The sequence below is a fragment of the Aneurinibacillus uraniidurans genome (assembly GCF_028471905.1).
Classification (GTDB): domain Bacteria; phylum Bacillota; class Bacilli; order Aneurinibacillales; family Aneurinibacillaceae; genus Aneurinibacillus; species Aneurinibacillus uraniidurans.
On sequence record NZ_CP116902.1, the window covers coordinates 2,959,123 to 2,969,890 of the forward strand.

The window sequence follows — 10,768 nt, forward strand, 5'->3', positions numbered from 1 at the left end:
TGAACGATGAAGATACCACGCATGGCTGCTTTCCTGTTCCTGCTTGCTAGCTTGCTTCTTACCGCCGGGTGCAAAGAATATGGTACCCAAACTGTAGAAGCGCTCGGTGAAAAAGAATTGAGCGGTTCATATTCTACTTATAACAAAACGATAGATAAATCGTTTGCCATTGACATGAACACGACGCTTGCGATACAGATCGAGGAATTGAGCTTTAAAAAAGGAACGATGTCACTCATTGTCACCGATCCAGAAGGAACGCCAGTCCTGACTAAAACATTCCAGCCTGGTTCCCATCAAGATGGCTACATCGTACACATGAACAAAAAAGGGTCGTATACGATGACCTTCTCCTTCAATCATGTAGAACAAGGAAAGCACACCATCCACTGGGAAACGGACTAGCGTTTTCTATTTACATGTACACGCGACTATCCTATTATGGAAGACATCCGTATGTACGATAAGGAGGCATGGTACTATGAATCCTGATTTCATTCATGTGAAAGAGATGGAAGGAACGCTCTTGCTTTCCCAAACGCTAAGAAACCATAGCTGTCGCGTCACAACAAAAGAAATTATTTTGCAGCGTCCGCATTGTACGTATCAGATTTTATTTGCCGACATTATTAGCATACTGCCGCATGAGGTGCCTAGCAAAAGCATGTTGCTGCCCACACCAGGCAACTCGGTCGAAAAAGTTCCGGCCTACCTAGCAGCCGACTACTACAAGATCCGGGCAGAAAAAATTCGCATTTATAATCGATCTGGCGTCCATGAGACCGCCGAGACTGATTTCATTCTGCCACTGCATGCACGTTTTTTCCCGTATGTGCAGAAATACAGCAATTTGACCGCCATTTGACAGGCGGTCTTTTTATATTGCGAAATATACAATCTTTTAAAATAGTGGTACAATAATTGAAATTTAAAAAAGTTTTAGTAAGTGGAGGGATTTATCGTGGCAGAGTTACGCAGCAACATGATTAAAAAAGGATTTGACCGTGCGCCACACCGCAGCCTTCTTCGCGCGGCTGGTGTAAAAGATGAAGATTTCGATAAACCATTTATTGCGGTGTGCAATTCATATATTGATATCATTCCGGGCCACGTTCACCTTCAAGAATTCGGAAAAGTCGTAAAAGAAGCAATTCGTGAAGCTGGCGGTGTTCCATTCGAATTTAACACAATCGGCGTAGATGATGGCATTGCAATGGGCCATATTGGTATGCGTTATTCCTTACCAAGCCGTGAGATTATTGCAGATTCTGTTGAAACTGTAGTAGCGGCACACTGGTTTGACGGCATGATCTGCATTCCGAACTGTGACAAAATCACACCAGGGATGATGATGGCGGCTGTTCGTCTGAATATTCCTACAATTATGGTCAGCGGTGGCCCGATGGCAGCTGGTAAAACAAGCGACGGACGCAAAATCTCACTTTCTTCCGTATTCGAAGGTGTGGGCGCGTACCAGGCTGGCAAGCTTGATGACAAAGGGCTGCAAGAACTCGAACAGTACGGCTGTCCAACATGCGGCTCCTGTTCCGGGATGTTTACCGCTAACTCAATGAACTGTCTCGCCGAAGCACTCGGTCTCGCACTCCCAGGAAATGGTACAATTCTGGCTACTTCTCCAGAGCGTAAGGAGCTGGCGAAGAACGCTGCGAAACAATTGCTTGAACTGATCGAAAAAGACATCAAACCTCGCGACATTATAACCGAAAAAGCAATCGACAACGCATTTGCACTCGATATGGCGCTTGGTGGTTCTACTAATACTGTACTTCATACGCTCGCTCTCGCTAATGAAGCAGGGGTTGAATACCCACTTGAGCGTATTAATGAAGTAGCGGCACGCGTGCCACATCTGTCCAAGCTCGCTCCGGCATCAGACTGGCATATCGAAGACCTGCATGCAGCAGGCGGCGTATCTGCTGTCCTGAATGAGCTGGCGAAGAAAGAAGGCGCCATTCATCTTGATACGCTGACAGTAACCGGCAAAACACTCGGGGAAAACGTAGCTGGACATGATGTAACGGACCATAACGTTATTTACCCGCTTGATAAACCATACAGTGAAACAGGCGGCCTGGCTGTTCTGTTCGGCAACCTCGCTCCAGACGGTGCGATCATTAAAACAGGCGGCGTTCAAGGCGGCATTACACGCCACGAAGGCCCGGCGATCGTGTTTGATTCGCAAGAAGAAGCACTGGAAGGCATTTCTGCTGGCCGCGTAAAAGAAGGACATGTCGTTATTATCCGTTATGAAGGCCCGAAAGGCGGACCAGGCATGCCAGAAATGCTGGCACCAACGTCGCAAATCGTTGGCATGGGCCTCGGCCCGAAAGTGGCACTTGTAACAGACGGTCGCTTCTCCGGCGCATCCCGTGGTCTCTCTATCGGTCATGCTTCTCCAGAAGCGGCTGAAGGTGGTCCGCTTGCATTTGTACAAGATGGCGATCATGTTGTGATCGACATTGCAGCACGCCGTATGGATGTAGATGTGCCAGAAGACGAATGGGTACGTCGTAAAGCAGAATGGAAAGGATTCGAGCCAAAAGTGAAAACTGGCTATCTAGCTCGTTATTCTAAACTCGTAACATCTGCTAGTACAGGCGGCATTATGAAAATCTAGTTTTCTGCCGATAATGAAGGTACGTGATCCAGAAATGTTGTCTGGGTTGCGTACCTTTTTTGCTGTACGTAAGGAGGAGCTATGAAACGCCTTGTTCAAATTATCAGTATTCTGTTTTTATTTTTTTATTTTCAACTTCTTCCAGCTGAGCCGGCTGCTGCTCCACCGCCCGAGCACAAGCCGTTTTATGAACTAATCGCAGTACCGACCGGACAGACCAAAATCCAATTGGAAGCACAGCTTGAGGCGTACAAAAAGGCCAGGAATTATCCACCTGGTGAGGAACCGATTATTGTAGCTGTACCACAAGTCCGCTACATTCCTGTCTATACACCGATTCCGTTCTATCAGCCAGATACGCTGTACTATATTGCACCACCGGGCGGTCCGGTAAAATTTTTTGATCCGACATGCATGTGTGAGTCTGATCAAGAGGTCAGCGGGCTGAAAAAAACGCTTGACCAACAACGGCTGCAGCTCGAACGTATACTCTCAGTTCGTAGTGCGCTGTACAACTATTACTTATACAACAAGAAACTTCCTGATTCACTCACAGAGCTGACGAAGCCATTTCCAAATAACTACTTGTCTGAAATTCCGTTTCAGTCTCCGATTCACGGGGACATTCCAGCCCTCGAAGAGACTGGGGTAATATATAGGCCAGAATTGTTCAATCCGAAGCAAGCTTGGCAAACATTAGACGAGGTGTTTCGTGTCGGCGGCATGCGAAAGCCGACGTTTCCACTTATGCCACTTGAAGTGGTCGTCTATCAATCTTCTTTCCGCATGATTGTTTACACGGGTGCGATTCCGGTGCGTTCCTACTACATCGGACTCGGTGCGGAAAACCGGACACCACTTGGTACATATTTTATTAAGCTGAAGGTAAACGAGCCATTGTCCCAGAGCAAAGTATACGGAACACGTGGACTTGTGCTAAGCGATACAGACTATGCGATTCACGGCACGAACAATCCAGCCTCCATCGGGCAGGCGGTATCCAAAGGCTGTGTACGACTGCATAACTTCCAGGTGGAGGAGCTGTTCAGTATAGCTCCGATCGGTACAAAAGTGACCATTACGAACAGCTCCGCTCCCGAATTTCGGCAGCCTAATGCACGTGGCTACTACTTGAAGGCTCGTGAGAATGAGAAGAATCCGACGCAAGTCTACCATTGGAAGGAATAAATAAGAAGAGCTGTCCCAAAAGCCAGGATATGGCGATCAGGACAGCTCTTTTTTATGATACAGCTTCCGTAGCAGGACGTATCTCCTTACTGCCTTCCATCGGCTTCTTAATCGCCAATAGTGTTACCGTGGCGATAATACATAAGCCGCCAATTCCTTGTAGTAGCCCAAAAGCAACATGCAGCCAGAGAAAGGACACAATGACAGCAGCAAGTGGCTCGGCACTCGATAACACACTCGCTTCTGTTGATGTAATATAGCGTAAACTTTCAATAAACATATAAAACGGTACAAGTGTTCCAAATAGGATAACAAATGTAACATAGGAAGCAGATAGAAGTGACCAGTGCTGTCCCGCTACCTCCCATAACGGATTAAACGTTGCAAGACACAGGCTTCCTAATACCATTGACCAGCCTACGACAATCGTAGAGTTCCATCTAGCCAGTAGCCGAACCGGATACACGGTATAAAATGCCGCTGCAAGTGCTGAAACAATTCCCCAGACAAACGCATCCATCGGGATCGATAACCCCTGAAGCGATCCATTTGTAATGAGCAAAAATGCTCCAATAAGAGCCAGCACAAGCGCACTCAGTTCCCATCGATTCGGCAGACGGCGGCATTTCCACGCTACATACACGGTAATAAATATTGGACCGAGATACTGCAAAAGGGTTGCGGTTGCTACATCTCCTGTACCGACTGCCATAAAATATGTATACTGTACCCCTACCATACCGCCCACAGCAAAAATAAGGAGGCGTACTCGATCTTTTGTATGTCGAAAAATGTGCCAGATCTCCTGCTGACCACTTTTTACGACTGTCCAGAGCAGCAATAATATACCTGCTGCCATCATGCGCACCGTTACAAGCCAACCGGGCTGAAATCCTTCATTGGTAAATAATTGCTGTGCCACTGCTCCCGATATACCCCAGAGGGCGGCTCCGCCGACAATCATCATAATCCCTTTATATCGTTTCTGTGCTGTATTCATGCTGTTTCCCTCTTGTCTCCTTTCTTTTTACTTACAATTTCTACTTTACTTTATTTTCTTATTTTCGCCTACTCTTCTTCTCCATGAAAAAAGCTGCCTTTTCCTCTAAGGGAAAAAACAGCTTTTGCTTTTGCTACTTTAAAGAATGCTCCTCACGGTAACGCGTGTAAAATGTCACTTCAGCCGGTGTGCTCTCATCGCAGTTCGATGCGCAGCTTTTATTAGACGAGCAGCTGACGCATTTTCCTTCCTTGCTTTTGACGGTAAATCGATACAGGGACCAACCCGCATAACCGAAAATCACAGCCCCTATCATAATGTTGATAAACATGGCTCTCCCTCTTTTCTCACTTACTGAAGACCGAGCAAACGGCCACCCTGATAGATTACAAGTGCAATGATATAGGCAATCACAAGCGCGTAGCCAATCGAAAACCATGTCCAGCGTGCAGACCCGGTCTCTTTACGAATAACACCGACTGTAGCTAGGCACGGTACGTACAGCAGAATGAAGGCCATAAAGCTGTAGGCCGAAAGCGGCGTGAAATGTGTCGCCAAAATCTTCTGCAGCGAACCTTCATTTGGTGCTGCATAAATGATGTTCATTGTCGCAACTACAACTTCTTTCGCCATGAATCCGGTTAGAAGAGATGCGCCTGCTTCCCATGTTCCAAATCCAAGCGGAGCAAATAACGGTGCCAAAAATCCGCCAATCATCGCCAAAAAGCTCTGATTCATGTCCACATTCAGCCCACCTGGTCCTGCATAGCTTAAGAACCAAATCGCAACCGATCCTCCGAAGATAAGCGTACCCGCTTTTTTCACGAAACCTTTGCCCTTCTCCCACGTGCTGCGCAGAAGTGTACGCCACTGTGGAAAGCGGTACGGTGGAAGTTCAACGACAAACATCGAGCCTTCTTGCTTCAACAATGTAGACGAGAATAGCTTAGCAAGCAAAAGGGCTACTACAACCCCCAGTACATACATCGACAGCACAACCAGTGCCTGATTATGTACGAAAAACATCCCGACAAACAAGCTATATACCGGAAGACGGGCCGAGCACGACATCAGCGGCGTCAAAAGAATCGTCAACAGTCGCTCTTTCGGCTGCTCTACCGTCCGAGCTGCCATAACACCCGGCACATTGCAGCCAAAACCGATAATCATCGGAATAAATGCTTTGCCGTTAAGACCAATCGCCTGCATAAGCCGATCCATTACCATCGCAACACGCGCCATGTAGCCTGAATCTTCAATAAACGAAATCAAGAAGAACAAAATAAAAATCTGCGGTACAAATACGAGCACGCCGCCTACCCCGGCTACAATCCCATTCAGCACAACCGCCTGAATAAAATTAGATGCCCCTGCTGCCACAAGCGAGCTTCGCAGCATATCAGCAAACGTACCGTTTAAAAATCCATCAATCTGGTCAGATAACGGCGTACCCAGCCAGTCAAATGTTAATTTAAACATCAAGAACATAAACAACAGGAAAATCGGAATACCGAGCACCCGGTTCGTTACAATGTGATCAATCCGCTCCGATAACGTATACGTTTCATTTTTAGTTCGGGTTATCGCATCCTCCATAACTCCGGTAATAAATGCCCCACGCACAAGCCGGATATAATGCGGCAGTGAGCGGGCGTCGGATGATGCAAGCACCTCACGCTCCGTAGCTGCAAGTAATTGCACAAGCCGTTCTGCTGTAATGTGAGATTCGAGAAGTTCGCGAACAAGCGCATTCCCTTCAAAAAACTGAATCGCCAGCCAGCGCTTCGGTAGCGTAATCTCGGCAGGCATCATATCCACCAGGCGCTTAATTGAACGCTCGAGTACAGGGCCGTAATCAAGCGCAAATGTAAACGCCTGCTGGTTCTCGGTGCGAATAAGCTCCACCCCAAGCTCCTCACATCCAGCACCCGTCCGCGCCACAATCGGCAGCACCGGAACACCAAGACGTGCCGACAGCTTCGCTTCATCAATCATAAACCCTCGTCCACGCGCTACATCCATCATATTCAATCCGATAATAACCGGCTTGCCGTATTCGAGAAGCTGTACAGTTAAATAAAGATTACGTTCAAGCTGAGATGCGTCCACAATATTAAGAATCGACGTAAACGATTCTGAAAGCAAAAATTGTGTCGCTACCCCTTCATCACGCGACAGGGGATTAAGTGAATAAATGCCCGGCAAGTCAACTAACTCGCCTTGTTTATTCCGCAATATCCCTACTTTCTTCTCCACCGTTACACCTGTCCAGTTTCCCACATACTCGTATGATCCAGTCAGAATGTTAAACAGTGATGTCTTTCCTGTGTTCGGGTTTCCGGCAAGCGCAACGTGAATCATACGGCCTCCACCTGAATCAGACCTGCTTCTCGACGACGGATACCAATCCATTGTCCACTTGCTTCAAGTGCACACGGTCCCCCGAACGGCAATAGACGCTTCATGCATACTACGGTTCCTTCCATAATCCCCATGTCAAGCAAGCGACGGCGTACCACCTCTGTCACTTGGGTAATGTCCGTAATTTTGGCTTTACTACCTGGTTTAATTTCTGATAACCACATTCCGCATTCCCCCTCGTACGGTATTTCTCTTTATATCGAGTAACTGATATTGATTTTCATTTAGCTCTTTCTTTATTATATGAGATAGATTCTCATTCGTAAAGGATAGATGCGGAAAAAATTATGACAAATCAGTTGCAGTTTAGAAGAGGGGCTCTCCAAAGTGTGGTGAAGGAGTCGGGATCGGGTGGGGCCTCGTCACTTCGATACGCTTACAGAGAAGTGGAGACTGTCCGCTTCAGGTGCCAGACGAACTCGCCCACAAAAGATTCATGAGATGAATTTTCATTGAAGTATTGTGGGCAAAAGCCCGTTCGTCTGCCCCCTTCCGCTGGGAAGTCGCGTACAGGCGTTCCGCTGCCCCGCCCGATCCCGCTCCTAACACAGTTTGGAGAAACTCTTCCCTTATAATCAAGAGGATAAGCTTTGCTACGTAGGTAAAAAGCGAGTAAGCCCTCTTAAAAAAAGCTAGTGTCTACCGAGCAAATTGGTTCTCGCATCGGTGTGTTTTTTGTAAAGTGAAACGTTGTGCGGGGAGTGGGAGAAGGGAGGAGCAAGAGAGCTTTTGTACGTGCCTACTCAGCGGAGGGAGAACGACGAACGGGCCTTTGCTCGCAATCCTTCGGCGAATCAACAGCGTCGGCTTTTCTTTGCGAGCACGTTCGTCGGGCTCCCGGAGCGGACAGTCCCCACTTCTCTGCAAGTGTACCGAAGCGAACGGCTCCTCCCTTCTCCCACTCCCTCACCACCAAACGTTGTCGATTTCACAATAAAAAAGCCATCCTATTCGCCATGTTCTAGCGTTTAGGACAGCTTCTTCTTTCATTCTTTCTTCTTATTTTTTCGATACACCCGACTGATTAAGCAACTCAGCAAACACCACGGCCATATCTTGCTCGTCTAAGCCATGATTCATCGCAGCGGTATAGCTTTGATATGCCGCTGCTGTCGCTGGCAAAATACTTCCGTTACGACGTGCCTGCTCCAATACAAGCCCAAGATCTTTATGCATATGCTTGAGTGCAAAAGCAGCCGGATATTCTTCCTTCTCAAGTGACGGGCGCTTAAATCCAAGGAACGGAGAAGATACTGCCGCCTGCTGCATCATATCAAGCACCGTCGTGCGTTCTAACCCGAATTTTTCTGCAAGCACAAGCGATTCCGAAATTCCCTGCATAGTCATGCCAAGAAGCAAGTTAATCACGAGCTTCGCCTTCGAACCACTTCCGTTTTCTCCAAAATAAAGCGAGGCTTTGCCCATTGCAGCAAACACTCCTGCAAGTTCATCAAACACATCTCGTGGACCGCCATACAAAATCACAAGCCCGGCACTCTCCGCCGCATTTGTGCTGCCGGACACGGGTGCATCTACCATCGTAATCCCCATCTCGAAAGCTGCTTCTGCTAATGTACAGGATGTATCTGGAGAGATGGTGCTCATATCGACAAGAATCGTTGGTGCTTCCATATAATCAAGAACACCGCCATCTCCCACAATCATCTGCTCAACTGCTTCGTCATTAGATAGCATCGTAATGACCACATCTTTTTCTCGCACTGCCTCTTCAAGCGAATCCGCTACCTGCAATCCTTGCTTCCCCAGCACCTGTGCTTTCTCTGCCGTCCGGTTGTATACGGTTACGTCAAATCCTGCTTTATGGAGATTTACCGCCATCGGACTTCCCATATTGCCCAGGCCGATGAACCCAATTCGTTTGCTCATCCTCTGTCACTCCTCTGCTTGCACATAGTTTTTCACGCTTTTCTTATTATAGCGTAGGAGGCTATATTCTTAATAGCCTCCGCTGTGCAAGCATCCAAGCATATACGATTTTAGGTCAACCAGGCGAGGATGCGCAAAAGCAGCCTTTGTCTCTCCCGTAATGATAAGCGGCACAAGCGAATCAGTGTGATGCAAAGAGCCGTGACTTGCTCCGCCCTGATGAGTCGGATCACTCGGAGTGTAAAACTCGGTACCTGGCTGCGCCGTAATGACAATTACCTGTCCATCTCGCGCGTAAAGCGCCCCATACAATCGGGAGAACGCATCTGGATACTGTCCGAACTGCACAATCTGTTTTCCGTCCTTCTCGGCAAGAGATCCATCAAGCAAGGTAAGATCTCCGTCAACCGTCCAGCGTGCTCCGTACACATCCCTCACCTGTCCCCCTCGAGTAAAAAACAGTGTTTGCTCGCCCCGTCCTACGCGAACACCAGTCTCGTCTTTCCAGGCAAGCACATCAATGCGCGACTCACCTAGAAGCCGCTTGATCACCTCTTCCTGTACCCCTTCTTTGAGTGGATATAAAAAGCACATCCGCTCGTTGTTGCAAATCACCAGATCATCTTGCTCCGGGTTTACCTTCTCCGGACATGATACTCGCATGCCAATGAGTGAGTCCAAAACCGCAATGAGCGCCTCCCTCTCCACCCCAATCTTTGTCTGCCCGTGATCGCCTGTGATAATAAACCGGCACTGCCGCACCGCTTCTTCCCAGCTGCCAAATGAATCAAGCAGACGTCCAATCTGGCGATCAGCCCGAGCTAAAATATCGACACCTTTATCAGGATAACGATGATACATATAGTCATTATCCGGCATATATATGACCGTTAGCGCTGGTAGACGCCCTTCTTTACGCAACCGAATGGCCATATCAATCACAAATGAATCATTAAGCCCATATTTCTTAAACACACTAGCGTTCCACTGACCAAAGCGAGCTCGTAGTCCAGTTGAATGAAAAAAGCGCCCCAGCAGTGCCGGCTCCGGCCCTGTGACGCTATCAAATTTTGTACCAAGCAGTGCGAGCTTCATCAAGCCAGGTTTCTGCACCGAATAGCAAACAGGTCCACGGTGAATGCTAAAATTCAACGACGCGCTTGTACGGTGATGGCGAGCGGCCTCTTCAAATATCGTCTTCACATCCCGGCTTAGGTGCTGCTCATTCAGGCTTACTAGCACATCCCGCGCACATTTACGTGTACCAAGGCGCCATACCGCCTTTCCTCCATTAATATAATTCACCACTCGCTGCTCATCCCGATCATACCAGACCAATCCGGGAACGTGGTGCTCGTCTGGATACGTCCCTGTCATCAAGGAAGCATCTATATTTGCTGACATAGTTGGGAACACGGTGACACAATCATTCCAGTAGGCACCGTTCGCCTTCAAAAAAGACAATGCCGGCACTTTTTGCTGTGCCTCTGCCTCCTCGAACACATGCGGCATAAACGAGTCAATCAAAATGAAAATTGTCTTCTTCCACATCATGCTTCACCTGCTCCTTTATGCCTTTCTACATAGTATGAGCAGTTTCGATTCCTCTTATTTACAAACTATACGTATCCATC

Annotated in this window: 10 protein-coding genes; 4 read left to right on the forward strand and 6 right to left on the reverse strand. The window is 47.8% G+C overall.

Going from position 1 to position 10,768, the window contains the following annotated elements:
- Positions 1-6: 6 nt before the first annotated feature.
- The 4 genes from PO771_RS14825 (at position 7) to PO771_RS14840 (ending at position 3,826) form a co-directional block, all read left to right on the forward strand.
- Positions 7-405, forward strand: a complete 399-nt coding sequence (locus tag PO771_RS14825; protein WP_272560451.1) for a hypothetical protein — start codon at positions 7-9, stop codon at positions 403-405.
- Between the two features lie 76 nt (positions 406-481).
- Positions 482-865 carry a hypothetical protein gene (locus tag PO771_RS14830; RefSeq protein ID WP_272560452.1) on the forward strand — a complete coding sequence of 128 codons (384 nt, stop codon included), beginning with the start codon at positions 482-484 and terminating at the stop codon, positions 863-865.
- 96 nt (positions 866-961) lie between these two features.
- Positions 962-2,638 carry a dihydroxy-acid dehydratase gene (gene ilvD, locus PO771_RS14835; RefSeq protein ID WP_272560453.1) on the forward strand — a complete coding sequence of 559 codons (1,677 nt, stop codon included), beginning with the start codon at positions 962-964 and terminating at the stop codon, positions 2,636-2,638.
- Positions 2,639-2,719: 81 nt separating this feature from the next.
- On the forward strand, positions 2,720-3,826 hold the full coding sequence (locus tag PO771_RS14840) for a L,D-transpeptidase (RefSeq protein ID WP_272560454.1): 1,107 nt from the start codon (positions 2,720-2,722) through the stop codon (positions 3,824-3,826).
- Positions 3,827-3,878: 52 nt separating this feature from the next.
- On the opposite strand, the gene PO771_RS14845 is transcribed toward PO771_RS14840, so the two are convergent.
- From PO771_RS14845 to PO771_RS14870, 6 genes are all read right to left on the reverse strand, one after another.
- Positions 3,879-4,826, reverse strand: a complete 948-nt coding sequence (locus PO771_RS14845) for an EamA family transporter (protein ID WP_272560455.1) — start codon at positions 4,824-4,826, stop codon at positions 3,879-3,881.
- 133 nt (positions 4,827-4,959) lie between these two features.
- Positions 4,960-5,157, reverse strand: a complete 198-nt coding sequence (locus tag PO771_RS14850; RefSeq protein WP_272560456.1) for a FeoB-associated Cys-rich membrane protein — start codon at positions 5,155-5,157, stop codon at positions 4,960-4,962.
- 20 nt (positions 5,158-5,177) lie between these two features.
- Complete coding sequence (gene feoB / locus PO771_RS14855) at positions 5,178-7,187, reverse strand: ferrous iron transport protein B (RefSeq protein ID WP_272560457.1); 2,010 nt, start codon at positions 7,185-7,187, stop codon at positions 5,178-5,180.
- The gene (locus PO771_RS14860; protein ID WP_272560458.1) at positions 7,184-7,411 is read right to left on the reverse strand and encodes a FeoA family protein; all 228 of its coding nucleotides are present in this window, start codon (positions 7,409-7,411) and stop codon (positions 7,184-7,186) included. The genes feoB and PO771_RS14860 overlap by 4 nt, the downstream gene beginning before the upstream one ends.
- A gap of 835 nt (positions 7,412-8,246) precedes the next feature.
- The gene (locus PO771_RS14865) at positions 8,247-9,134 is read right to left on the reverse strand and encodes an NAD(P)-dependent oxidoreductase (RefSeq protein ID WP_272560459.1); all 888 of its coding nucleotides are present in this window, start codon (positions 9,132-9,134) and stop codon (positions 8,247-8,249) included.
- Between the two features lie 69 nt (positions 9,135-9,203).
- On the reverse strand, positions 9,204-10,688 hold the full coding sequence (locus tag PO771_RS14870; protein WP_272560460.1) for an alkaline phosphatase family protein: 1,485 nt from the start codon (positions 10,686-10,688) through the stop codon (positions 9,204-9,206).
- Positions 10,689-10,768: the final 80 nt, after the last annotated feature.